At 66.2% G+C, this 25152-nt stretch carries 20 protein-coding genes; 9 read left to right on the top strand and 11 right to left on the bottom strand.

Annotated elements, in window-relative coordinates:
* Positions 1 to 64: 64 nt before the first annotated feature.
* From G474_RS0109240 to aceB, 5 genes are all read right to left on the bottom strand, one after another.
* Complete coding sequence (locus G474_RS0109240; protein ID WP_026686717.1) at positions 65 to 1252, bottom strand: acetylornithine transaminase; 1188 nt, start codon at positions 1250 to 1252, stop codon at positions 65 to 67.
* Between the two features lie 246 nt (positions 1253 to 1498).
* A complete protein-coding gene (locus tag G474_RS20290; RefSeq protein ID WP_026686716.1) occupies positions 1499 to 1924 on the bottom strand; it encodes a hypothetical protein in 426 nt (141 codons plus the stop codon).
* A 106-nt stretch (positions 1925 to 2030) separates the two neighbouring features.
* Positions 2031 to 2969, bottom strand: a complete 939-nt coding sequence (locus tag G474_RS0109230) for a nucleoside recognition domain-containing protein (RefSeq protein ID WP_026686715.1) — start codon at positions 2967 to 2969, stop codon at positions 2031 to 2033.
* Positions 2970 to 3074: 105 nt separating this feature from the next.
* Positions 3075 to 3524 (bottom strand): hypothetical protein, encoded by a 450-nt coding sequence (locus G474_RS0109225; protein WP_026686714.1) that lies wholly within the window; start codon positions 3522 to 3524, stop codon positions 3075 to 3077.
* Positions 3525 to 3790: 266 nt separating this feature from the next.
* Entirely contained in the window at positions 3791 to 5389 is a 1599-nt protein-coding gene (gene aceB / locus G474_RS0109220) for a malate synthase A (RefSeq protein ID WP_026686713.1), read from the bottom strand.
* Between the two features lie 126 nt (positions 5390 to 5515).
* Between aceB and G474_RS0109215 the strand changes: the two genes are divergently transcribed.
* From G474_RS0109215 to G474_RS22055, 5 genes are read left to right on the top strand one after another with little or no spacing between them, the layout of a single operon-like run.
* Positions 5516 to 6463: a LysR family transcriptional regulator gene (locus G474_RS0109215; protein WP_026686712.1), complete on the top strand. Its 948-nt coding sequence runs from the start codon at positions 5516 to 5518 to the stop codon at positions 6461 to 6463.
* 30 nt (positions 6464 to 6493) lie between these two features.
* Positions 6494 to 7795 carry a coiled-coil domain-containing protein gene (locus tag G474_RS0109210; RefSeq protein ID WP_026686711.1) on the top strand — a complete coding sequence of 434 codons (1302 nt, stop codon included), beginning with the start codon at positions 6494 to 6496 and terminating at the stop codon, positions 7793 to 7795.
* Positions 7792 to 9657 carry an AAA family ATPase gene (locus G474_RS0109205; RefSeq protein ID WP_026686710.1) on the top strand — a complete coding sequence of 622 codons (1866 nt, stop codon included), beginning with the start codon at positions 7792 to 7794 and terminating at the stop codon, positions 9655 to 9657. Before G474_RS0109210 ends, G474_RS0109205 begins: the two co-directional genes overlap by 4 nt.
* A 3-nt stretch (positions 9658 to 9660) precedes the next feature.
* Positions 9661 to 10335: a 4Fe-4S cluster-binding domain-containing protein gene (locus G474_RS0109200; RefSeq protein ID WP_026686709.1), complete on the top strand. Its 675-nt coding sequence runs from the start codon at positions 9661 to 9663 to the stop codon at positions 10333 to 10335.
* Positions 10332 to 13142, top strand: coding sequence for a serine/threonine-protein kinase (locus tag G474_RS22055; protein WP_051282184.1), 2811 nt, complete (start codon positions 10332 to 10334; stop codon positions 13140 to 13142). The genes G474_RS0109200 and G474_RS22055 overlap by 4 nt, the downstream gene beginning before the upstream one ends.
* 209 nt (positions 13143 to 13351) lie before the next feature.
* Here G474_RS22055 and aceA read toward each other — a convergent pair whose 3' ends face one another.
* From aceA to clpS, 5 genes are all read right to left on the bottom strand, one after another.
* Positions 13352 to 14650, bottom strand: coding sequence for an isocitrate lyase (aceA, locus tag G474_RS0109185; protein WP_026686708.1), 1299 nt, complete (start codon positions 14648 to 14650; stop codon positions 13352 to 13354).
* Between the two features lie 349 nt (positions 14651 to 14999).
* Complete coding sequence (locus G474_RS22050) at positions 15000 to 17369, bottom strand: sensor histidine kinase (RefSeq protein WP_084513683.1); 2370 nt, start codon at positions 17367 to 17369, stop codon at positions 15000 to 15002.
* 4 nt (positions 17370 to 17373) lie between these two features.
* A complete protein-coding gene (gene rraA / locus G474_RS20275) occupies positions 17374 to 17868 on the bottom strand; it encodes a ribonuclease E activity regulator RraA (RefSeq protein ID WP_043463818.1) in 495 nt (164 codons plus the stop codon).
* A gap of 78 nt (positions 17869 to 17946) precedes the next feature.
* A complete protein-coding gene (gene clpA / locus G474_RS0109165) occupies positions 17947 to 20202 on the bottom strand; it encodes an ATP-dependent Clp protease ATP-binding subunit ClpA (RefSeq protein WP_026686707.1) in 2256 nt (751 codons plus the stop codon).
* Entirely contained in the window at positions 20202 to 20510 is a 309-nt protein-coding gene (gene clpS / locus G474_RS0109160; protein ID WP_026686706.1) for an ATP-dependent Clp protease adapter ClpS, read from the bottom strand. Before clpS ends, clpA begins: the two co-directional genes overlap by 1 nt.
* Before the next feature lie 239 nt (positions 20511 to 20749).
* On the opposite strand from clpS, the gene G474_RS0109155 reads away from it, so the two are divergent.
* Positions 20750 to 20953 (top strand): cold-shock protein, encoded by a 204-nt coding sequence (locus tag G474_RS0109155; RefSeq protein WP_026686705.1) that lies wholly within the window; start codon positions 20750 to 20752, stop codon positions 20951 to 20953.
* 75 nt (positions 20954 to 21028) lie between these two features.
* On the opposite strand, the gene moaC is transcribed toward G474_RS0109155, so the two are convergent.
* Positions 21029 to 21538, bottom strand: coding sequence for a cyclic pyranopterin monophosphate synthase MoaC (gene moaC, locus G474_RS0109150; protein WP_026686704.1), 510 nt, complete (start codon positions 21536 to 21538; stop codon positions 21029 to 21031).
* A gap of 65 nt (positions 21539 to 21603) precedes the next feature.
* Here moaC and G474_RS0109145 point away from each other — a divergent pair, with 65 nt between their 5' ends.
* The 3 genes from G474_RS0109145 to pabB are packed head-to-tail and all read left to right on the top strand — an operon-like array spanning position 21604 to position 25152.
* On the top strand, positions 21604 to 23046 hold the full coding sequence (locus G474_RS0109145; RefSeq protein ID WP_043463816.1) for a M48 family metalloprotease: 1443 nt from the start codon (positions 21604 to 21606) through the stop codon (positions 23044 to 23046).
* Between the two features lie 45 nt (positions 23047 to 23091).
* On the top strand, positions 23092 to 23319 hold the full coding sequence (locus G474_RS0109140) for a sulfurtransferase TusA family protein (protein ID WP_026686702.1): 228 nt from the start codon (positions 23092 to 23094) through the stop codon (positions 23317 to 23319).
* Between the two features lie 39 nt (positions 23320 to 23358).
* On the top strand, positions 23359 to 25152 hold the full coding sequence (gene pabB, locus G474_RS20270) for an aminodeoxychorismate synthase component I (protein WP_051282182.1): 1794 nt from the start codon (positions 23359 to 23361) through the stop codon (positions 25150 to 25152).

Here is a 25152-nt window from a genome sequence, read left to right as displayed (position 1 = left end):
CCGGGGGCTATGTGAGAGGAAGCGTGGCGTTGAGGAAGTCGTCCTGTTGAACGGGGCGTTCCGTTCAGGCCTTGCTTTCCAGCAACTCCTTCAGCCAGGCCAGCATCAGGTCGATTTCTGCCTCGGAAACGTTCAGGGCGGGCATGAAGCGCAGCAGGTGGGGACGGGGGGCGTTCAGCAGCAGGCCCTCGGGGCTGCGGCTGCGGGCGGCCTCCACCAGGGCCGGGCCCCGGTCATCGGCGAGGATCAGGGCCCGCAGCAGACCCTGGCCCCGTTCCCCCACCTGGCCGGTATCCCGGGCCAGGGCCTGGAGGCCCCGGGCCAGGTATTCGCCCCTGGCCTGTACCTGTTCCAGGAAGCCCGGGGCCGTCAGAGTGTCCAGCACGGCCACGCCCACTGCCGTCATCAGGGGGTTGCCGTTGTAGGTCCCGCCCTGGTCGCCAGCCTCGAAACAGCACACCGCCTCCCGGGCCAGCAGGGCCGAAAGGGGCACACCGCCGCCTATGCCCTTGCCCAGGGTCATGATGTCGGGGCGGATGCCGGCCTGCTCATGGGCGAACAGGGTGCCGGTGCGGCCCATGCCGGTCTGGACCTCGTCCAGAATCAGCAGCAGGCCCCGGTCTTCGGTGATCTGGCGCAGTAGTTGCAGGAATTCCCGCTCCGCCGGCAGGACCCCGCCTTCCCCCTGGATGGGTTCGAGCATGATGGCCACGGTGCGTTCGTTGATCAGGGCTGCCACCGAATCCAGATCGTTCAGCCTGGCCTTGGGAAAACCCGGGACCTGGGGGGCGAACAGCTTGTCCCAGCCCGGCTTGCCGGAGGCCGACATGGTGGCCAGGCTGCGGCCGTGGAAGCCGTTTTCGAAGGTGATGATTTCATGGGCGCCGTTCCGGTACTTGCGTCCCCATTTGCGCGCCAGCTTGATGGCTCCTTCGTTGGCCTCCGCCCCGGTATTGGCGAAGAACACCCGCTCCAGGCCGGCATGGCGGCTCAGGTTCGCCGCCAGCTGCAGGGACGGAGCGTTGTAGAAGGCCGGGCTGGGGTTGAGCAGCTGGCCTGCCTGCCGGGTCAGGGCCTCGACAATGGCCGGGTGGCCGTGGCCCAGGCAGTTGACGGCCCAGCCCTGGACGAAGTCCAGGTAGCGCTTGCCCTGGTGATCGGTGAGCCAGGAGCCGGCCCCCTGGGTGAACAGGAGGTCGGGCCGGGGGGTGATCCACATCAGGGCGTCGGCATGGGCGAGGGGCTGGTTCATGGAAGGGTTCTCCTTTTTTCCGGGGGTAAGAAAACAGAAAGGCCACGGGATCGCCGTGGCCTTGGAGGGGGGAAGTCCTGAGGAACCGGGGTTAGGACTGCACCTGGGGGACGCGCGACGACATTGGCGGAAAGCCACGGCGGCGTCGGGAGAAGGCGGTGCAGGCAAGGTTCATGGAGAAGGAGTTTGCCACAGGAAATAAGTTGCCGGCATGAATTTTCTGCGACAGGGCGGGAGAGTCCGGGCTCAGGGATTCCCGGGCAGCACGATACCCTGTTCCCGCAGCCAGTCCCGGTCCAGCTCCCAGCGCACGGCCTTGATGCCGGGCTGTTTCAGGATGATGCCCCTGGCCTCGTCCTGGACCTTGCCCAGCTGTTGCTGGGCGGCCACGAAGGCCGGGTCATTGTTGTCCCGGGTATTGAGTTCCGGGAATGCGGCCTGCAGGAACTTCGCCGCCGGCATCTCGAAACTGCGCGGCGTGCCCATCACCGCCGTGCCGTCGGGCTCCACCCGGAACACCTTGAAGGGATAGGGATACTGCTGCAGCTGCGGGCTGCCCTGGCTGTGGATCACGGCGGTGAGCTCCCGGGACTGGGCGTCGGGGGCGCGGATGTACCAGTCCAGCCAGACCAGAAAGATCAGGGCCAGCAGGGCCCAGTAACGTTTTTTCATCTGCTGTGCTCCAGAGTTGCGGGCCGCCTGTGCCGGCGGCTCCAGTCAGGGCCGGACGCTGTTGTCCGGCGGTACGCCATGGTACTCCGGCTGCCGTCCCTGGGGGTCAGTAGAGCAGGGCGTGGCCCAAGGTGCGGGCCCCGATGCCGACACAGGCGCCCAGGGCTGCCACCTTCCACACCCGGGCCACCCGGGGACCGGCGGAAATCAGCACCGCCACCCCGGGCACGTCGAAGGGATGGATCAGGAAGCCGGCGCTGGCATTGAGCAGGGCTGCGCTGGCCTGGCCGTTGCGCAGCATTTCATCCATCACCCCCATCATGGCCGTGCCGCCCGCCAGGTACTTGGTCAGGGTGGGCAGGATCAGGGCCGGGTCGATGCCGAGCAGGACGAGCAGGGGCGTCAGGCCCCGGGTGAGCAGGTCGATGGCGCCGAACTGGCGCAGGGCGGTGACCACCACCAGGGAGAGCACCAGCATGGGAATGGCTCCCACGGCGATCTTGAAGGCTTCAGCCCCCGCATGGTTGATCACGTCCAGCACCCCCTTGGGGTCCTTGGCCACCCGGTGCTGCAGGGTCTCGTCCATGGGCGCCTCGGTGGCCGACAGATGGCGGCCGAGCAGGTAATAGGTGGCCGCGGCGGCCGCCAGTCCCCCCAGCAGGGAAAAGAGCAGGGTGGGGCCCAGGTGCAGGCCCATGGTGACCATGGGAAAGGAGGTGTTGGCCTGGGTCATGGCGAACACCATGGCCAAGGTGGCAGCCAGATGCCGGTCGGAGGCACCCCGCTGTTCCATCATGGTGAGGGTGGCCAGGGGCGCGGCAAAGCTGACGAAGTTGATCTGCAGCGCCGCGAACACCCCCAGGCCCGTCAGTCCGAACGGGCGCAGCAGGGGGGCGAGCCAGGCCACCAGCCGGTCCACCACACCCCGGGCCTCGAGAATGCGCATCAGGGCCAGCATCACCACCATCACCGGCAGGAGCACGAACAGGGAAAGCTCCACCGCCGAGCGGCCGGCCTTGAGGATGATGTCGACGAGGATTTCCATGGGAGACGCGGCAGAAGGGCGGGCCGGCATCTTCCGGCAAAGCCGGGGCCTTGTCGATAGCGGCAGGGCTTGCCGCCCACCGGCAAAGCCGGCCGCGTTCCGGTCCTACTTGAAGGGCAGGGGCTGGGCCGCGTTGAAGGCCTGCAGTTGCGCGTAAATCTCGTCAGCCGGCGTTCCCCTTGCCTTTTCCCGCTCATAGAGGGCCACCCGGCGGTCCCGGACTTCTTCCAGCTGCCGGGCCAGGGGCGCCGGGTCCGGCGTGGCGCTTTCCCTTTCGACGGGCAGCGGCATCAGGGCGGGCAGGGGACTGGGGCCATAGGCCAGACTGCGGGCCCGGAGGGCGTCGGCATCCAGGGGGGCGGTAGTTCCCGTCGTCGGGCTGGCTGCCGCCAGGGTTGCCAGCTGGCGCCCGGCAGCGCTGATTCGGACCCGGGCCGAATCCTGGGCTGCCTCCGGCTCCTTGACCTGGGGCCGCACCGCGCCCATGGCCATCAGGGCCGTATAGGCCGAAGCGGAGGCATGGGGGGAGAGATGCAGGTCTACAGTGCTGGACACGGCCCGGACGAGGAAAAAAGGACCTCGCCATTACGCAAGGGGCATGCCAGGTGGGGTTCAACCAGACAGCCTTATTTGAATTCCCCGGAGACATGGGGCGCCAGAGGAAAACCAGTCCCAGTGTTGCCAAACGGCTTGGCCTGTTGGGGGGCAATCCCAGTGGATGAAGCCTCTTGTTTTCTCCGGGCGTGGTGTCGGAAATCCAGGCAAAAAAACGCCCCGGTTTCCCGGGGCGTTGTCTCTCTCCGCTTTTATCCTGGAACGGCTTATTCCATCGCCTCGTACAGGGGCAGGGTCAGGAATTCCGGGTATTCGGGGGTCAGGCTCATCTTGTCGAAGATGACCGCAGCCTGGTCGTAGGTGGCGGTGTCTTCGCCCTGGGCGCTGACGGTGGCCTTCACCTTGGCCAGTTCCTCGGCGATCATGGGGCGCACCATTTCCACGGTGACCTTGCGGCCGTCGTCGAGGATGCCCTTGGGAGAGACCACCCACTGCCACACCTGGGAGCGGGAGATTTCGGCGGTGGCCGCATCTTCCATCAGGTTGTGGATGGGCACGCAGCCGTTGCCGGCCAGCCAGGAGCCGAGGTAGTGGATGCCGACGTTGATGTTGTTCCGGAGGCCGGCTTCGGTGATGGGCTGGGAGGGCTGGAAGTCCAGCCACTGGGCCGGGCCGAAGTTGCCTTCCACCTGCTTGCCCCACTGGTTGGGCTTGTCACCCAGCACGGCCTTGAATTCTTCCATGGCGATATCCACCAGGCCCGGGTGGGCCACCCAGCCGCCGTCGTAGCCGTCGTTGGCGTCCCGGCGCTTGTCGTGGCGGATGCCGGCCAGGGCCTTTTCATTGGCCACCGGGTCGCTCTTGATGGGGATCAGGGCGCTCATGCCGCCCATGGCCGGGGCGCCGCGCTTGTGGCAGGCCTGCACCAGGGCCAGGGCGTAGGAGCGCATGAAGGGCACTTCCATGGTGATGGCGCCCCGGTTGGCCAGGCAGAAGTCGGCGTTCTTCTTGAACTTCTTGATGCAGGAGAAGATGTAGTCCCAGCGCCCGGCGTTCAGGCCGGCGGAGTGGTCCCGCAGTTCGTAGAGGATTTCTTCCATCTCGAAGGTGGCGAGGATGGTTTCCACCAGCACCGTGGCCTTGATGGTGCCCTTGGGCAGGCCCACGTATTCCTGGGCCATCAGGAAGATTTCGTTCCACAGGCGGGCTTCCAGATGGCTTTCCATCTTGGGCAGGTAATAGAAGGGGCCGGCACCGCGGGCGATCTGTTCCTTGGCGTTGTGGAAGAACACCAGGGCGAAGTCGAAGATGCCGCCGGAGACCCGCTGGCCGTCCACCAGCACGTGCTTTTCATCCAGGTGCCAGCCACGGGGGCGGATCTGCAGGGTGGCGATCTTGTCGTTGAGCTTGTATTCCTTGCCGTTTTCGTTCTTGAACGACAGTTCCCGGCGGATGGCCTTGTAGAGGTTCACCTGGCCCTGGATCTGGTTTTCCCACTTCGGGCTGTTGGAATCCTCGAAGTCGGTCATGTAGGAATCAGCGCCGGAGTTGAAGGCGTTGATGATCATCTTGGCTTCCACGGGGCCGGTGATTTCCACGCGGCGGCATTCCAGGGCCTTGGGCAGGGGGGCGACCTTCCAGTCTCCTGCGCGGATGTGGGCAGTTTCCGGCAGGAAGTCGGGCATTTCGCCGGCGTCGATGCGGGCCTGGCGGGCGATGCGGGCCTTGAGGAGTTCCTGGCGGCGGCCTTCGAAGGCCCGGTGCAGCTTGGCCACCAGTTCCAGGGCGGCGGGGGCGAAGATGAATTCCCACTCGGGCTGGATGGGGGCGGTGATCTGCATGCCTTGGGGCAGGTTGAGACTCATGGCATTCCTTTCTGATTAACTGGATTTATTGGGGTACTTGGGACGAATGCAGTCTATTGCACTGGGCGGGCAAAATAAATACGCTATTTTGGCAATTTATCTTTTACTTTAAGTACAAAATCGCCCATGGATCACCTCAAACAGATCGAAGCTTTCGTGGCCGTCGCGACCCGGGGCAGCCTTTCCGCCGCGGCCCGCATCGAGGGGGTGACCCCGGCCATCATCGGCCGCCGGCTGGATGCCCTGGAGTCCCGTCTGGGGGTGAAGCTGCTGGTGCGCAGCACCCGGCGCCTTTCCATCACCTTCGAGGGGGAGGCCTTTCTGGAGGACTGTCAGCGCATCCTGACCGACCTGGCCAACGCGGAGGCCAGCGTCTCCGCCGGGGGGGTGAAGGCCAGCGGCCATCTGAAAATTTCCGCCCCGGCCGGTTTCGGGCGCCAGCACGTGGCGCCCCTGGTCATGAACTTTCTCGAGCAGAACCCGGAGGTGACGGCCAATATCAACCTCTCGGACCGGCTCGTAGACCTGCTCAACGAGGGCATAGATTGCGCCGTGCGCATCGGCGAGATGCCCGATTCCAGCCTGGTCAGCGTGCGGCTCGGGGAGATGCAGCGCATGGTGGTGGCGAGCCCGGATTATCTGGCCCGCCACGGCCGGCCCGTCAGCCTGGAGGACCTGGCCCGGCACAACTGCCTGTCCCTGGGCCAGCAGCGGGGCTGGGTGTTCCGGGACCCGGAGGACCCGGCCAAAACCCTGATGCTCAAGGTCACAGGCAATCTGGAGTGCAACGACGGGGCCGTGCTGCACGAGTGGGCCCTGGCGGGGCGGGGCCTGTCCTGGCGTTCCCTCTGGGAGGTGGGGGAGGATTTGAGCCAGGGCCGCCTGGAGAGTGTGCTGGATCACCTGGCCGCGCCCCCCGTGGGGATTTTTGCCGTGTTTCCGGAGCGCCGCCACCTGCCCCTGCGGGTGCGGCTGTTCATCGACCTGCTCAAGAGCACCTATTCCAGTCCCGGCTATTGGGGCTGGAAACAGCCTCTGGCCGCGGGGGACAAGGGCATGCCTTTCCAGTCATAATCCTGGCTCTGCCCGACTGGAAAGCGCCCCATGAGTGGTCCCGCCACCGCCGCCTACTCCCTGGAATCCCTGGCCATCGTCCTGGTGGCCGAAGCCCTGCGCGAAGCCCATGCCATGGGGCTGGAATACGAAGCCGTCCTGGCCGAAACCCGGGCCCGGGAACAGCAGCGTCTGTCCCTGCGCCAGCAGGCCCGCGCCGCCGAGGGGGAGCGGCTGGCCGCCCTGCAGGGCCGGGTGGAAACCCTGGAGCGGCGGCTGGGGCGCCTGGCCGGTCTGCTGGAGCAGCGTCCCGAGCTGCCTCTGGCGCCTCGGGGAGCGGAACTTTCCGCCTGGGCCGCCCATGTGCGCGCCCTGGAGGCACTGCTGCAGGAACTGGAAACCCGGGTGGCGGCCCAGGCCGGCCAGGCAGTGCGCCAGGCCCTGGAGGCCGTGGCCGCAACCCCCGACCTGGACAACATCCTCGCCCTCTACTTGGCCCGGCGCCAGGCCCTGCGCGGCGAAGCCGACCAGGCGGCCTGGCGGGCCACCGTGGAACGGGTCCTGGCGCGCCTGGAACTGCCGGCCGGGATGCCAGTCCCGGCGGAGCTGGAAGTCCTGGCCCGGGAGGTGATCCTGGCCGAGACCCCGGCCCGGGCCGAACTGCTGGCCAACGAACTGCGCCTGCAGGTGCACCTGCAGCGCCAGGCCCAGGCCGAAGCCAGGGCGGAGGCGGAGCAGGCGGCAGCCTGGCTGGAGCAGCTGCCCGAGGCCGCCCTGCCGGAAAGCCTGCGGGCCCTGCTGGCCGAAGTGGCAGCGGGCCTGGGGCGCCTGGACCCGGAAACCCGGCAGCAGTTGCAGATCCTGTCCGGCGCCTGCGTGGCGGAGCAGGCCCGGCGCGAGGCCGAGGCCGCCGCCATCGTCCTGGAGCATTCCCTGCAGGACCTGGGGTACCAGGTGGAGGCGGTGAGCGAAACCCTGTTCGTGGAGGGCGGCATGCTGCACTTCCAGCGCCCGGGCTGGGAAGGCTACTATGTTCGCCTGCGCGCCAACGTCAAGGAAAAGACCTTCAATTTCAATGTGGTGCGGGCTCGCCAGGAAAGCGCTGCCGAAGAAGAGGGCGCTGTCCGGAAGCGTCTCGACTTCATGGCGGAGGAGCGCTGGTGCGCCGAATTCCCCCGCCTGCTGGACACCCTGGCGGCCCGGGGCTTGAAGCTGGACGTGACCCGCCGCCTGGAGGCGGGGGAGCTGCCCGTCCAGGCCGTGGCCCCGGAAAGCCTGCCCCGCTTTGAGGAAGGGGAGCGGGCCCGCCCCCGGACTGCCCCCAGAACCATGGACCTGCCCGGTAAATCATGAGCACTGATTCCACAACCGCCCTCACGCCCCGCTGGATCCGCGACCTGGAGCGGCTGCTGCCGATCCGCTCCCAGTTCATCGTGGCCGGCAACATCCGCGACCATTTCCTCGCTCCCTTGAGCAATGGCAGCCTGACCCCGGTGCCCCTGGTGCGCTGTCTGTGGTCGGCCCTGCAGCGCCAGGACTGCCGCTTCCTGCTGATCTACGACCCGGTGGGCGGGCTGCGCCCCTATCCCAACGAGCCGGAGGCGGTGGAGTTGGCCACCCGGCTCTTCGACCTGAAGCTCCAGGACGGGGCCATGCCCATGAGCCTGGATAGCCTCTCCGGCCTGATGCAGCGCCTGACCCGGATGCGCGAGGCCCGCTGCGCCCTGCTGGTGGATTTCGCCTCCCGGCTGGTGCGCCACCCGGACCAGCTCGATGCCAACGAGCACCGCTTCTTCCTTGCTGCGGAGCGATTGGCGGTGCAGGCGGTCCCGGTCATGGCCAAGGAGCCTGGGCCTCTGGCCGACAACAAGCCCCGCTTCAATCCGGTCCTGTGGCTCCTGAACCGGCCCCAGGATCTACCCTCCTGGTTCGCCCTGGACAATGCCCGGGTGGAGAGCCTGAACGTGGGCCTGCCGGATTTCGAAACCCGGGAGGCGGCGGCCCGGAGCTACTTCACCCTGTTCCACAAGATGGACGAGGCCGGCCCCGACGAGCGGGAAAAATTCGCTCGGGACTTTGCCTCCGCCACCGAGGGCCTGCCTCTGGTGGCCCTTTCCGACACGGCCCAGCTGGCCGACCGCCAGGGCATCGCCTACCGGGACGTGGATGATGCGGTGCAGTGCTACAAGGTGGGGGCCCTGGAAAATCCCTGGAAGAAGCCCTACCTGCGCCAGCGTATCGCCGGAGCGGCGGAGTTCATCGAGACCCGGGTCAAGGGCCAGGAACAGGCGGTCACCAAGAGCGTGGACATCCTCATGCGCTCGGTGATGGGCCTCACCGGCGCCCAGGCCCGGAGCGGCGGCAACCGGCCCCGGGGGGTGTTGTTCTTCGCCGGCCCCACCGGGGTGGGCAAGACCGAACTGGCCAAGACCCTGACCCAGCTGGTGTTCGGCGACGAGCGGGCCTACATCCGCTTCGACATGAGCGAATTCGCCGAGGAGCACACGGGGGCGCGGCTGCTGGGGGCGCCCCCGGGCTACGTGGGCTTCGAGGCCGGCGGCGAGCTCACCAACGCGGTGCGCGACAAGCCCTTCTCGGTGGTGCTCTTCGACGAGGTGGAAAAGGCCCACCCGCGCATCCTCGACAAATTCCTGCAGATACTCGAAGACGGGCGCCTCACGGATGGCCGGGGCGATACCGCCTATTTCTCCGAAACCATCCTGGTCTTCACCTCCAACCTGGGCATTTACGTGGAGGACGAGCAGGGCCGGCGCATCCAGAACGTGCAGCCGGGGGACAGCTATGAAACCGTGGAAAGCCGGGTCAAGGGCGCCATCGCCGACTACTTCAAGTACCGCCTGTCCCGGCCGGAAATCCTCAACCGTATCGGCGACAACATCGTGGTGTTCAACTTCATCACCCCACCCGTGGCCGAGCGCATCTTCGCCGGCATGTTGAACAACGTGGTGAACCGGGTGCGGGAGGAGCACAAGCTGGAGCTGGAACTGGAACCCGCCGTGCGCCAGGACCTGATGGCCCGCTGCATCCACGATCTTTCCAACGGCGGCCGGGGCATCGGCAATCAGCTGGAATCCGTGTTCATCAATCCCCTGGCCCGGGCCCTGTTCGCCCAGGATTTGGAGGGGCGGCAACAGATTCGGGTGGTGGAGCTCCGGGAGAGCGAGGAGAAGATCGTCACCCTGCGGCTGGAGTGAGGATTGGCCCGGCATCCCCGCACTCCCCTGCTGCTGCGCCTCAACAAGGCCCATTACCCGGTCACGGTGCTGGGGCACGGGCGGCGTATCGGCATCTGGTTCCAGGGCTGCAGCATCGGCTGCAAAGGCTGCGTTTCCCAGGACACCTGGGACCCGGCCGGGGGCGGCAGCCTGAGCGTGCCGGAGCTGCTGGCCTGGTGCCGGGATAAGGCGAAAGGGGGCGTGGACGGCGTCACCTTGAGCGGCGGCGAGCCCTTCGATCAGCCCCTGGCCCTGGGGGCGCTCCTGGATGGCCTGGGGCGCTGGCGCCAGCAGGCGGGGCTGGAACTGGATCTGCTCTGCTACAGCGGTTATCCCCTGAAGACCCTGGAAGCCCGCCACGGGGCCCTGCTGAAGAAGCTCGATGCCCTGATCCCCGAGCCCTATGCCGAAGCTCTGCCTGAAGGCGGGCTCTGGCGCGGTTCCGCCAACCAGACCCTGGTGCCCCTGTCGCCCCTGGGCGAGGCCCGCTACGGCCACCGGCGCGAAGCAAGCGTCCAGGGCAAGACCCTGCAGGTGAGCGTTGAAGGCGGGCGCATCTGGATGATCGGCATCCCGGCCCGGGGCGACATGGCCGCCCTGGAAACCCTGTGCGCCGAGCGGGGCCTGGGCCTGAATCAGGTATCCTGGCGGCGATGAACCGCTACATCCGCATCTGCCCCGTCTGCGACACCGAAAACCCCCCTGACCGGGTTCATTGCAGCGTCTGCGCCACCCTGCTGGCCGGGGTGGATTTTTCGCTGCCGCGGCAGACGCCTGAAGCGGGAGAGGCGGCCGCTCCCCTGGAGCCTGGGGCTGTCGTATCGGCGGACGCAAAGCCGGCCCCCGCCCCTGCGCGCGATGCAGCTGCCGCCGAAGCCGCCGCCGAAGCCGCTCATGCAGGCGCTGCAGCCGCCCCCGATGCCACCGGCCTGCGCTGGCCGGAACTGTCGCTGTCTGAATCCCCGGGGTTGGCCGTGCCTGCGGCAGTGCCACCTGCCCCGGTGGTGCCGTCTCCGGCGGCCGGTCCGCTGCTCTGCCCCGACCCGGACTGCGGCCAGCCCAACCCGCCGGGTACGGTCCGCTGTCTGTACTGCAACACCCCCTTGCCGCAGTTGCCGGCCCCTGTCCTGGTCGAGCCGCTTGCTGCCGGGGCGGCTTCCCCGCCCGGCTTCGAACTGGCGCCCGCAGCCCTGGAACCGGTGCCCGGCCCCAGTCTGGCGCCCCCTGTTTCCCGTCCCGTCCTGCGCACCAACCTGCCCGGGGAGCTGGCGGCCCGCTACCGGGTGGTGGATGAACTCCAGGCGGCGGGCAGCGAGGCGGACCTGCTCATCGTCGAACCCCTGGCCGGAGGCGAGGCCCTGGTGGCCAAGCTCTACCGGCGCGGCATCCAGCCCGACAGCGCCCTCCTGGCCCGGGTCTCTGCCGCCGGTCCCCACGTGGTGAACTTCCTCGGGTACGGGGTGGCCGACGGGGTGGCCTGGGAACTCATGGAGTATTGCCGGGCCGGCAACCTGCGGGATGTGATCCGGCGCGGCCTCCTGAGCCGGGACACCCTGCAGCGCCTGGTGCGGGAGCTGGCGGCGGGGCTCATGGAAATCCACGCCCAGCGCATCCTGCACCGGGATCTGAAGCCGGAAAACGTGCTGGTGCGGTGCCGGGAGCCCCTCTCCCTGGCCCTTACGGATTTCGGCATTGCCTCCCTTTCCGAGGGCACCCGCCACTTCACCGACGGGGCCCGCACCGTCAAGTACGCGGCTCCCGAGGCCCTGACCGGCATCATCGACGCCAAGGCGGACTGGTGGTCCGTGGGCATGATCCTGCTGGAGGCCGCTTCCGGCCGCCATCCCTTCGACGGCCTGTCGGAGCAGGTGATCAACCATCACCTGGCCACCCGGCCCGTGGACATCACCGGCGTTGCCGATGAAGACCTGGCCCGGCTCTGCCGCGGCCTGCTGCTGCGGGACCCCTCCCGGCGCTGGGGCGGGGCCGAGGTGGAGCGCTGGCTGGCGGGGGATCCCGGCCTTACGGCGCCGGTGGAATCCGGCGCTGCCGGCGTGCGGCCTTACCACGTGGGCGAGCACGAGGCCAGGAGCGGCGAGGAACTGGCCCTGGCCCTGGCGGCCCACTGGCCCGAAGGGGTGCAGGACCTGAAGCGGGGTCTGCTGAGGGACTGGCTCAAGGAAGAGCTGCACGACTTCAACCTGACCCGGCGTCTGGCAGACATCATGGAGGCCCGGGGCGAGAGCGATGACCGGCGCCTGCTGCGCTTCCTGCTGGCGGCGGCGCCCCAGCTGCCCCCGGTCTGGCAGGGGCGGCCCGCCCATCGGGAGGCCCTGCTGGCCGCTGCCCGTGAGACTCAGGCCGGGGGGGAGGCGGCTGGTGCCGCAAAACGCTGGCTGGACAGCCTGTTCGAGGACGGCGTCCTGGCCCTGTTCGCCCGCCAGGGGGAGGATGGCCTGGAGCCCCTGGACAGTGCCTGGCGTCAGGGGCTGGAACAGGTGCGCCGGGCCTGGGATGTGGCCAGGGAGGCCTACCGGAGCTGGAGCAACCGGCCCCGGGCGGTGGCAGGTAATGACAAGGCCCGGGTGGTGAATTTCGATGCCGTGGTCTACGGCCGGGAAGACGGCTTCCAGTTTCCGCCTCGCCTGGACTGGCACGGGCCCCTGCTGCTGGCCCTGGGGCAGGCCGATTATCTGGCGGCTCTGGAGCAGGAAGTGGCCCGGGCTGTCCCGGAGCTGGAGGAGGATTGCCCCTGGTTCGCCCGCCTGGCCGGGGAGCTGGCGCAGCTGGAAGGGGAGGGCCGGGTGGCCCGGGGGCTGGTGGCCTATCGTCTGCTGGCCACGGCTCGGCAGGCAGCCGAGGCCGAGCGTCAGCAGCGGCTGGCCAGTCTGGGGGCCCGGGAGGCGGTGATCCGGGATCTGCGCCAGGACCTGGTGCGTATCCTGATGCCCCTGACCCTGACGGGGAACCTGCCCGATGCGGCCGGGCGCCGGGAGATGCGTCTGGCCCTGGAACAGTTTCAGACCATGGCGGCGCGTCTGTCGGGGATGGATTACCCGGAAGAAAGCTTTGAGACCCTATTGCGTCAGACCTTGGCCCTGCAGCGGCTGAGCTTCAATCTCGGGCAGGCCCTCGATGAGATGGATCAGGTGGATGCCACCCACGAAATTCTGCTGCAGCAGAACCGCCTGGGGCTGTTGGGGGGCATCCTGATGGTGATGTTCGTGATCTCGGCCACCCGGGGCCTGGGCTGGCTGCCCTTCGTGGCCCTGGCCGGGCTGGCCGGATTTGCCGCCTGGCGTTTGCAGCTGAGACGCAATGCTCGCCGGGCCCTGGCTTTGCAACTGCAACTGTTTCAGCGCCAGTGCCAGCATGTGATGCGTCAGGGGCCAGCGGAACCGGAGGCGCCACGCCGTACCCGGCTGGCGGGGGAGCGTGCCCAGGGGCGTGAGTCCGGGGCGTGAGTCCGGTGGAAAGAGGGATGCCGCTGGACAGGCGCCGGGGCTGACCTGTCGGCAGCGGGAAGGGGCGGGGCTGGGGTTAGCGCCCGGATCCTGGGGCAGGGCACAACTCCCGCCCCCTGGGTGCGGCGGCAACCGTCAACAAAAAACCGGCCCCTGGTGGGGGCCGGCTGCATGCTGCCCGGGGTGGGCGGCCCAGAGGCTGGCTCTGCTTAGTGGAACTGTTCTTCTTCGGTGGAACCGGTCAGGGCGGTGACGGAGGACTTGCCGCCTTGGATCACGGTGGTCACTTCGTCGAAGTAACCGGTGCCCACTTCCTGCTGGTGCGAGACGAAGGTGTAGCCACGGTCGCGGGCAGCGAATTCGGGCTCCTGGACCTTTTCCACGTAGGCGGACATGCCGCGCTTGGCGTAGTCCTGGGCCAGATCGAACATGTTGTACCACATGGAGTGGATGCCGGCCAGGGTGATGAACTGGTACTTGTAGCCCATGGCGCCCAGTTCCTTCTGGAACTTGGCGATGGTGGCGTCGTCCAGGTTCTTCTTCCAGTTGAAGGAAGGAGAGCAGTTGTAGGCCAGCATCTTGCCGGGGTGGACCTTATGCACGGCTTCGGCGAACTTGCGGGCAAACTCCAGGTCGGGGGTGCCGGTTTCGCACCACACCAGGTCGGCGTAGTGGGCGTAGGCAATGGCGCGGGAGATGGCTTGGTCCAGACCCTTCTTGGTCTTGTAGAAGCCTTCGGGAGTGCGCTCGCCGGTCAGGAAGGGCTTGTCGTTCTCGTCGTAGTCGGAAGTCAGCAGGTCAGCGGCTTCGGCGTCGGTACGGGCGATCACCAGGGTGGGCACGCCATAGACGTCGGCAGCCATACGGGCGGCGATCAGCTTCTGCACGGCTTCGGTGGTGGGCACCAGCACCTTGCCGCCCATGTGGCCGCACTTCTTCACGGAAGCCAGTTGGTCTTCCCAATGCACGCCGGCAGCGCCGGAGCGGATCATGGCCTTCATCAGTTCGTAGGCATTGAGCACGCCGCCGAAACCGGCTTCAGCGTCGGCCACGATGGGCAGGTGGTAGTCGATGTAGCCGGCGTCGCCCGGGTTCATGCCCTTGGACCACTGGATTTCATCGGCGCGGTTGAAGGCGTTGTTGATGCGCTCCACGACCTTGGGCACGGAATCCACGGGGTACAGGGACTGGTCCGGGTACATGGCGGCGTATTCGTTGTTGTCGGCAGCAACTTGCCAGCCGGACAGGTAGATGGCCTTGATGCCGGCCTTGGCTTGCTGCACGGCTTGGCCGCCGGTGAGGGCGCCCAGGCAGTTCACGTAGGGTTCGTTGTTGACCAGGTTCCACAGCTTTTCGGCACCGCGACGGGCCAGGGTGTGTTCAACCTGGAAAGAACCGCGCAGACGCACCACGTCGGCAGCGGAGTAGCCGCGCTTGATGCCCTTCCAGCGGGGGTTTTCGGCCCAATCTTTTTCCAGTTGTTGAATTTGCTGTTCGCGAGAAGACATGAGAGTTCCTTTTCGTCGTGGTTGATCCGTGGAGGGTGGTGATGCTGCTGTTCCTTGCCACCCTTTTGCTGTGTTCGGTGCGGTTTGCCGTACCGATGTGGAGCGAAGTATAGATATCGTTTTGCGGGGCAGCAATAGTTTTACGGGTTTTGGTGCTGTTTTTTTTATATATAAAAAACAATGCACTACAGATCATTTTTCGTAATACAAAACGCATTTTGCGACTATGAAAGCTCTGTTTTTGTGCGCTGCACACAAGTCTTCTATAAGACAACTGATATTAAACACAAATTTTGTTTGTGCGGTGCAGCATAGGGGCTTGGTCAAGCCGGACTCTGCCTGCAATGGATCAAAGGGAGGGTGGGGTGGTGGGGAAGCTGAGGGTGAAGGTGCTGCCCTGCCCGGGGGCAGACTGGAGCTGGATACTGCCGCCCAGGTGCTGTACGGCCTTGCGCACGATGGCCAGGCCAATGCCGGTGCCCGGGTAGGTTTCGTCCGGATGCAGGCGCTGGAATACGGCGAACACCTTGTCCTGGTGTTCGGGGGCGATGCCTATGCCCTGATCGCTGATTTGCAGCTGCCAGCCCTCAGGCGTGATCCAGGCACGGATGTCCAGTACCGGGGGCTGTTCGGGCGCATGGTAAGTCAGGGCGTTGTCGATCAGGTTGGCGAGAATCTGTTCCAGCAGGGTGGCGTCGCTTTCCACGTCCGGCAGATGGGTCGAGTGAATCTGGGCCTGGCTCTCCTGAATCCGGGCCTGGCGGGTGGACAGGATGTGCTGGAGCAGGCTGTCCAGCTGTACCGGCACGATCTTCACGCCCCTGCGCCCCAGCCTGGAGTAGCGCAGCAGGTCGTCGATCAGGTGGTTCATGTGTTCGCTGGCCTGGGCGATCCGGCTGACGTAGTGCTGCCCTTCTTCATCCAGGCGCTCCCCGTGGTCCAGCTGCAGCAGCCGGGAATATCCGGACAGGGCGCGCAGGGGGGCGCGCAGATCGTGGGATACCGAGTAGGAGAAGGCCTCCAGGTCCTGGTTGGCGGCCAGCAGTTCGGCGGTGCGTTGTTCCACCCGCAACTCCAGTTCCTCGTTCAGGCGGGCCAGACGGGCTTCGGCAACCTGCCGGGCGGCCTCGGTATCGAGGCGGTCCAGGGCATAGGAAATGTCCCCTCCCACTTCCTCCAGCAGGTGTAGTTCGGCACTGTCGAACACCCCGGGCTGGGGCGCATACAGCACCAGGACGCCGACGACCTGGCCCCGCTGGCTCAGGGGAACTCCCACGGCCGCCCGGAAACCGCTGCTCAGGGCCCGGTCGCGCCAGGTGGAGGGCGGGTTGTTGTGGATGTCGTCCACCACGGCCAGGCGGCCGCTGTGATAGGCGGTGGCGGCAGGGGAGGGGCCTTCGGGACGTTCGCCCTGACGCAGGAAGTCGGTTTGTCCGGCCTGCATCACCGGGGTGAGCTCCTGGTTGTCCCCATCCACGAAACCGATCCAGGCCAGGCTGAATCCCCCTTTTTCCAGGGCGATCAGGCAGACCTCGCGCAGTAGCTCCCGGCGGGATTTGGCGCTGACGATGCACTGATTGACGGCGCTCAGAAGGGAATAGAGCCGATTCAGTTCGGCGATGTGCTGGGCATCTTCCCTCTCTTTCTGCTGCCGTGCCGCCAGATTGGCCGCCATCTGGTTGAAACCCCGTTCCAGCTCGGCCAGTTCGGTGATGCCCTGGGCTTCCTGGATTCTGGCATCCAGTTCCCCCTGGCCCACCCGCCGGGCCATGTGCCCCAGCTTCCGGGTCCAGGCCAGGATGTTCCGGTCCGTGACCCAGAAACCCAGGGCGCCCGCGCCCAGGGCGACCAGCAGGAAAATCAGGAGTTGCAGCCGGAAGGTCCGTTCCACGGGGTCCAGAACCTCAGCCTTGGGCGCGCTGATGTAGAACCAGATGCCGCCCCGGGTGGAGTCCAGGGGGGCCAGCAGGGTGAGGCGTTCGGTCTGGTCGGGGCCTGTGATGTGCCGCAGCTGTTCCGGGGCCCCTCCCTGTATCAGTTGCTGCCAGTGTGCCTGGGTGCTGACCCGGGATATCCCGCTGCTGCTGCCGGGGTTGCTGACGATCAGGTTGGCCTCCTCGTCCAGAATCCCCGCCTCCCAGCCGGGAGGCAGGTTCAGGCCGCTGAGCAGCCGTTCGAACCAGGCGAGGCTGACGTTGGCGAACACCGCACCCCGCAGTTCGCCCCGGGGGGTCAGGATAGGCAGGCCGAACACCACCCCGGTCTTGCCGGAAATCTTGCCCACCACCTTGCTGCCCTGGGTGAAGCGCCGGTTGCCCATGGCCTCCACGAACCAGGTGCGTTCGCTGACATCCACGGGTGCTTCACCCATGGGGCGGCCGCTGCAGACGATGCGGCCCGAGGGCAGGGCAGCGCCAAAGTTGTTGAACAGGGGCTGGGTGCCGAGCAATCGCCGGGCCAGACCATCGCAATCCGGGGAGTCCAGGCGTTCCAGATCGTTGGCATTGGCCATGATCTGCAGGATCTGGTGGGTGTAGCCCACCACCTGCTGCTCTTCGGCATTCACCGTGTGGGCCATGCGCCGGATCTGGCCTTCAGCCTGCTCCAGGGCCTGTTTCCTGGCTTCCAGATTCACCTGCAGGGACAGGATGAACAGGGGCAGGATGGCCAGGGCCAGGATGGCCGCCATTCTTGCCCGCAGGGAAGCCAGGAGTCTCATCTTCTCAGCTCAGCAGATTCCGGGCCGAGACCAGGATGCCGTCCTCGTCCGCATAGAGCCACTCGCCCGGATTGAAGGTGACACCGCCGAAGGTCACCGCCAGTTCCTTTTCCCCGACGCCCCGCTTGATGCTTTTCTGGGGGTGGGTGTTCAGGGCCCGTACGCCGATGTCGGTCTGGTTGATGTCGGCGGAATCCCGGATGCAGCCATACACGACAATACCGGCCCAGCTGTTTTTCTGGGCCAGGATGGCGAGCTGGTCACCCACCAGGGCGCAACGCAGGCTGCCTCCCCCGTCCACCACCAGCACCCGGCCCTGGCCAGCCTCGCCCAGCACCTCGCGTACCAGGGAGTTGTCCTCGAACAGCTTCAAGGTGGCAATCTGGCCGGTGAAGGCCTTGCGGCCGCCATAGCTCTGGAACATGGGGGTCACCACGCGCAGGCTCTGGCCGAGTTCGCTCTCGAAGGTGTCGCACAGGTCGGGGGTCTTGAAGCTCATGGAAAGTCTCCTTTCGGGTTTGATGCAAAAAAAAGCCATGCGTTCAGCATGGCTTGGATTATAGGCGGGCCGAAGGGCTCAGACGGCGATTTCCTCTTCTTCCTCGAAATCCAGGCGCACCTGGCCGTCCTGGTCCAGGTCCACCGTCACCTTGCCGCCTCCTGCCAGGCGCCCGAACAGCAATTCGTCCGCCAGGGCGGCGCGGATGGTGTCCTGGATCAGGCGGGCCATGGGACGGGCACCCATCAGCGGGTCGAAGCCCTTGGCGGCCAGCATTTCCTTCAGGGCCGGGGTGAAGTGGGCTTCCACCTTCTTCTCGTGCAACTGCTCTTCCAGCTGCATCAGGAACTTGTCCACCACCCGCAGGATGATTTCGTGGTCCAGGGCCTTGAAGGAGACGATGGCATCCAGGCGGTTGCGGAACTCGGGGGTGAACAGCCGTTTGATCTCCACCATCTCGTCGCCCAGCTGCCGGGCCGAGGTGAAGCCCATGCTGCTCTTCTGTAGTTCGGCAGCGCCCGCATTGGTGGTCATGATGATGATCACGTTGCGGAAATCAGCCTTGCGGCCGTTGTTGTCCGTCAGGGTGCCGTGGTCCATCACCTGCAGCAGGATGTTGAAGATGTCCGGGTGGGCCTTCTCGATTTCATCGAGCAACAGGACGCAGTAGGGCTTCTTGGTGATGGCTTCGGTGAGCAGGCCGCCCTGCTCGAAGCCTACGTAGCCCGGGGGGGCGCCAATCAGCCGGGAGACGGCGTGGCGTTCCATGTACTCGCTCATGTCGAAGCGCACCAGCTCGATGCCCAGGCTGTAGGCCAGCTGCTTGGCCACCTCGGTCTTGCCCACTCCGGTGGGGCCCGAAAACAGGTAGGCACCGATGGGTTTGCCCGGACTGCCCAGGCCGGAGCGGGCCATCTTGATGGCCTTGGCCAGCACTTCGATGGAGGGGTCCTGGCCGAACACCACGGCCTTCAGGTCCCGCTCCAGATTCTTCAAGGCGCCCTTGTCGTCGGCGCTCACGTGCTGGGACGGAATGCGGGCAATCTTGGCCACGATTTCCTCGATGTCCTGCTTGCCGATCAGTTTCTTCTGCCGGGACTTGGGCAGGATGCGCTGGGCGGCGCCGGCCTCGTCGATGACGTCGATGGCCTTGTCCGGCAGGTGCCGGTCGGTGATGTAACGGGCCGAGAGCTCCACCGCAGAGGACAGGGCAGCCGCCGAGTACTTGATGCCGTGGTGGGCTTCGAAACGGGTTTTCAGGCCCTTGAGGATTTCCAGGGCTTCGGCCTGGGAGGGCTCGTTTACGTCAATTTTCTGGAAGCGCCGGGAGAGGGCGTGATCCTTCTCGAAGATGCCCCGGTACTCGTTGTAGGTGGTGGCACCGATGCATTTCAGCTGGCCGCTGGAGAGGGCCGGCTTCAACAGGTTGGAGGCGTCCAGGGTGCCGCCGGAGGCCGCGCCGGCCCCGATCAGGGTATGAATTTCGTCAATGAAGAGGATGGCATCCGGGTTTTCCTTCAGCTGCTTCAGTACGCTCTTCAGGCGCTGCTCGAAGTCGCCCCGGTACTTGGTGCCGGCCAGCAGGGCGCCCATGTCCAGGGCGTATACCGTGGCCTTGGCGAGGATTTCCGGCACCTCGTTTTCCACCACCCGGCGGGCCAGGCCCTCGGCGATGGCGGTCTTGCCCACCCCGGCTTCACCTACCAGCAGGGGGTTGTTCTTCCGGCGCCGGCACAGGGTCTGGATCACCCGTTCCAGCTCCGGGTCACGGCCGATCAGGGGGTCGATCTTGCCTTGCAGCGCCAGGTTGTTGAGATTGATGGTGAAGTTTTCCAAGGGGCCGGCCTGGGCCTGCTCCTGTTCACCCTCATGTTCCCCTTCGGTGGTCGCCTTGGGCTGAGGCACCTTGCTGATGCCGTGGGAGATGAAATTCACCACGTCCAGGCGGGTGATGCCCTGTTTCTGCAGGTAATAGACCGCGTGGGAGTCCTTCTCGCCGAAGATGGCCACCAGCACGTTGGCCCCGTTCACTTCCTTCTTGCCGGAGGACTGGACATGCAGGATGGCCCGCTGGATGACGCGCTGGAACCCCAGGGTGGGCTGGGTGTCGATTTCGTTGTCGCCGGGAACCGTGGGGGTGTGCTCGGCAATGAACTGGGTCACGTCCTTGCGCAGCTGCTCCACATTGGCGCCACAGGCCCGCAGGGCCTCGGCAGCAGTGGGGTTGTCCAGCAGGGCCAGGAGCAGGTGCTCCACGGTGATGAACTCGTGACGCTTCTGCCGGGCTTCGACAAAGGCAATGTGCAGACTGACTTCCAATTCCTGGGCGATCATCAATTTTCCTCCATGACGCAGGCAAGGGGGTGCTGGTGTTGCTGGGCGAAGGCGCTGACCTGATCCACCTTGGTGGCGGCAATGTCGCGCGGATACACCCCGCACAATCCGCGTCCCTCGTTGTGGACTTTGAGCATGATTTGCGTGGCGCGTTCTGGGTCCATGGAAAAAAAACGCTGCAGCACCAGAATGACGAAGTCCATGGGGGTGTAATCGTCGTTCAGGAGCAGCACCTTGTAGAGCCGCGGAGGCTCCAGGCGGGTACGTTCCGCATCCAGTACGGCATGGTTCTGTTGCTGGGTAGGCATGCGACCGATTCTATACACTCCCGACCAGAGTGCAACAGGCCTGGAGCCCCCTGGCTGCGGCCTTCATGGACTTTTTCAGGGGGCTAATAAAAAATGTTGACGCCCGGATGCGGCTCGCGTAAAACTGTACGATGTTTGGATTCAAGACGTATCGCTACGCCACTGGCACCGGTCGCTGGAGTCAAAACAAGCAGTCGGGTTGACCCCGTTTTTATGTTTTTTTGTAGGAAGTAGCAATTATGGCAACTGGTACCGTCAAGTGGTTCAACGATTCCAAGGGTTTTGGTTTCATCACTCCCGATGATGGCAGCGAAGATCTGTTCGCCCACTTCTCCGCCATCACCATGAATGGTTTCAAGACGCTGAAGGAAGGCGAAAAGGTCTCCTTCGACGTGGTCCAGGGTCCCAAGGGCAAGCAGGCTGCCAACATCCAGCGCGCCTGATTCCCGGTTCCCGAGATCAAAAAACCCGCCTTTGGCGGGTTTTTTTACGACCTGGTTCTTTTGGCGGCGTCCGCCTCAGGTTTCGGAGGGGGCCGTCCAGTGCCCTGATTTGCCTCCCCGCTTTTCCAGCAGGCGGATGGATTCGATCACCATGCCCCGGTCCGCAGCCTTGCACATGTCGTAGATGGTGAGCAGGGCGGCGCTGGCGGCGGTGAGGGCTTCCATCTCCACACCGGTGCGGCCATGGCATTCCGCCGTGGTTTCACAGAGCACCCGGCTGCCGGCTGCGTCGAGGCGGAATTCCACGGCCACCCGGGTCAGGGCGATGGGGTGGCACAGGGGAATCAGGTCGGCGGTACGCTTGGCCCCCTGGATGCCGGCGATCCGGGCGATGCCCAGCACGTCGCCCTTGGCGGCGGAGCCCTGCTGGATCAGGGCGAAGGTGGCGGGGGCCATGCGGATGCTGCCGGCAGCCCTGGCCACCCGCGGGGTTTCTGCTTTTTCGCCCACATCGACCATATGGGCCTGGCCGGTGGCATCGAAATGGGTGAGGGGCGAAACTGGGGCGGGAGTGCTGGAGGACACGAACTTACTTTCCGTTACCGATTTGGGAGGAAGGCCCGGGACCGGGCTGGGCTATCATAGCACCCATGGGAAAAGCCAAGCGAATCGCGATCCTGGTCCTGGCCGCCTGTATGGCCGGATCTTCCTGGGCCCAGTCCGACCTGCCGGAGCTGGGCGATGCGGCGGGGGCGGGGCTCACCCTGCAGACCGAGAAGAAGATCGGTCAGGAGATCATGAACGAAATCCGCATGCGGGAGCCCAGCTATCTGGACGACCCGGAAGTGGAAGCCTACCTGAACCAGCTGGGCAATCGCCTGGTGGCGGCCAGTCCCGATCCTGCCCAGGGGTTCTACTTCTTCCCCCTGCAGGACCCCATGATCAACGCCTTTGCCATGTTCGGCGGCTACATCGGCGTCAATTCCGGCCTGATCCTGGCCGTTCAGAATGAATCCGAGCTGGCCGGGGTGATGGCCCACGAAATCGCCCACGTGACCCAGCGCCATCTGGCCCGCATCATCGAAAAGCAGAAGCAGATATCCACCGCCAGCCTGCTGGCCATGGCGGCAGCCCTGCTTGCGGCCCGCTCCAATGCGGACATGGCGGGAGCGGCTGTGGCCTCCGCCTCGGCTGGAGCGGCCCAGGCGCAGCTGGGGTTCTCCCGGGATTTCGAGCGGGAAGCGGACCGGATCGGCTTCCAGACCCTGGAAAAAGCCGGGTTCGACGTGCGCGGCATGGCAGCCTTTTTCGCCCGTCTGCAACGGGCCACCCGGGCTTACGAAAACAATGCCCCGGTCTATCTGCGTACCCACCCCCTCAACGTGGAGCGCATCTCCGACATGCAGAACCGGGAACTCGATGTTCCCTACCGGCAGGTGCCGGACAGCCAGGATTTCCACCTGGTACGGGCCCGCCTGCAAGCCCTGCGCGGCACCCCGGCCGAGGCCGTGGCCCATTTCCGTACCCTGTTGCAGGAGCAGAAAACCCTGCACGTGGCCGCCAGCCAGTACGGACTGGCCGTGGCCCTGGTGCGCCAGAAGGACTGGAAGGAGGCCGAGCAGGTGCTGGCGGGTTTGCGCGGCGGCCGTGGCGGCTCCCCGATGATTGAGCGCCTGTACGCGGAGGCCCGGGTGAACCGGGGGGATGTGGCCGGCGGTCTGACCGTGTTCAAGGAGGCCCTGGCGCGCTTCCCCAATGCCAGCGGCCTGGTGTACAGCCATGCGGAAGCCCTGCTGCAGCACGGGCGTCTGGAGGAGGCCCAGCGTTTCCTGGATGGCCAGGTGCAGAAAAATACCCAGGATGCCCGTCTGTACCAGTTCCAGGCCAAGGCCTATGCCGCTCGGGGCCGGGCCGGACAGCAGCACAAGGCCCTGGCCGAAGCCTACCTGTTGCAGGGGCAGTTGCCGGCGGCCATCGAGCAGCTGGAACTGGCCCAGAAGGCCAAGGATGGGGATTTTTACGAGCGTTCCGCCATCGATGCCCGGCTGCGTCAGCTGAAGCGGCGCCAGCAAGAAGAAATGAAGCCCAAATAAGGCGTAAAATGCCTCCCTTTCGTATTTGCTGAAGCCAATGACATCATGGATTTCGACCGCGAACTTGACGTGAAGGGCCTCAATTGCCCCCTGCCCATCCTGCGCACCAAGAAGGCCCTGGCGGAAATGACCAGTGGTCAGGTGCTCAAGGTTCTGGCGACCGATCCCGGTTCCGCCAAGGATTTCCAGGCCTTTGCCCGCCAGACCGGCAACGAGCTCCTCGCCCACGAGGAGAAGGACAAGGTCTTTGAATACCTGATCAAGCGCAAGTAAGCCGCTTGGGCTCCGGCGGGCACCGCCGGAGCCGTCCATTTGCATCCCCCCTTGCCTGCCTCCTTCGCCCTGTTTGAGGACCGCTTTGCCGTGCCCGGGCAGCCGGCGGCCTGGCTGTTCCAGGAACCTGCCGCCCGTTGGCCGGTGAGCGATGGGCAGACCCTGCAGCAGGCCCTGGCGGCCGTCGCCGCCCAGGGCCTGTGGTCCGTCTGGTGTCTGGATTACGAACTGGGGCCGGTGCTGGAACCTGCTGCAGCGGCAGGGGCAAAGCCGGCCGGTACCCGGGCCTGGGTGCAGACTTACCGGAATTGCCAGGTGCTGTCCCCCCCGGAGCTGGAGGCCTGGCTGGCCGCCCGGGGGGCGATGGCGCCAGCCGGGGTGGGGGCGCTGCGGGCCGGGCTGGAGGAGTCCGCTTACCGGGCCGCCCTGGGGCGGATCCAGGATTACATCCGGGCCGGCGACTGTTACCAGATCAATTTCACCTTTCCCCTGGAATTCCAGGCCTACGGCACCCCCCTGGACCTTTACCGGCGCCTGCGGACCCGCCAGCCAGTGCGTTACGGTGGTTTGGTGCAGGCGCCGGAAGGCAGCATCATTTCCCTCTCTCCGGAACTGTTCCTGCATCGCCAGGGGGAGCATCTGCTGACCCGGCCCATGAAAGGTACGGCGCCCCGTTCCCCGGATGCCGGCGCGGACCGGCTGGCGGCCCAGGCCCTGGCGGCATCCGCCAAGAACCGGGCGGAGAACCTGATGATCGTGGACCTGCTGCGCAATGACCTGGGGCGGCTGGCCCGGCCCGGCAGTGTGGCCGTGACCTCCCTGTTTGCCGTGGAAAGCTACCCCACCGTGCATCAGATGGTTTCCCAGGTGGAGGCGGAGGTGGACGGCGGGGACGACTTCGCCCTGCTGCAGGCCCTGTTTCCCTGTGGTTCCATCACCGGGGCTCCCAAGGTCCGGGCCATGCAGATCATCCGGGAGCTGGAACAGGGTCCCCGGGGCATTTACACCGGAGCCCTGGGCTGGCGCTCGCCGGCTGGGGAGCTGCGTCTCAACGTGGCCATCCGCAGTCTGGAGATCGATGCCCGGGGCCGGGGCCGCATGGGGGTGGGCAGCGGCATTGTGGCGGATTCCGAAGCCGGGGCCGAATGGCAGGAGTGCCTACTCAAGGGGCGTTTCCTCACGGACCTGGATCCGGGGCTGGAACTGATAGAAACCCTGCGCCTGGAAGTACTCTCGGGTCAGCCTCGTTATCCCCGGCTGGCCGGGCATCTGCAACGTATGGCCCGCTCGGCGGCCTGGCTGGGCTTTCCCTGGAGCGAGGCGGCGATGCGGGCGGCCTTGGACCTGGGCGATCTGGCCGACGGCCTGTGCCGGGTGCGCCTGAGCCTAAACAAGGCCGGGGCCTTCAGCGTCCGCTGTCAGCCTTTGGGGCCCGAGCCCGGGGGCGAGCGCCTGCTCCTCCTGGCAGAGCCCCGCATCGATGCCGACGACCCCTTGCGGCGCCACAAGACCACGGCGCGCAGCCTGTATGACCAGGCCCTGGCCCGGGTGGCGGAGCGCCCGGAGGTGTTCGACGTGCTGTTCCTGAACGAGCAGGGCCGGGTGGCCGAAGGGGCGCGCAGCAACGTCTTTGCCCGCATCGATGGCGAGTGGCTGACGCCGCCCCTGGAGTCGGGCGCCTTGCCCGGGGTATTCCGGGCGGAAATGCTGGCGGCGGGCCTGGCTCGGGAGGCAGAGCTCCGCCTGGCCGACCTGCGCCGGGCGGAGGAAATCCGCTGCGGCAATGCCTTGCGGGGCTGGGGCCAGGTGGCCTTGGTGGAAGCTGCGCCTTGA

This window comes from Azovibrio restrictus DSM 23866 (genome assembly GCF_000429665.1).
GTDB classification, from domain to species: Bacteria; Pseudomonadota; Gammaproteobacteria; order Burkholderiales; family Rhodocyclaceae; genus Azovibrio; species Azovibrio restrictus.
This window is presented reverse-complemented; position numbering and strand designations above follow the sequence as displayed.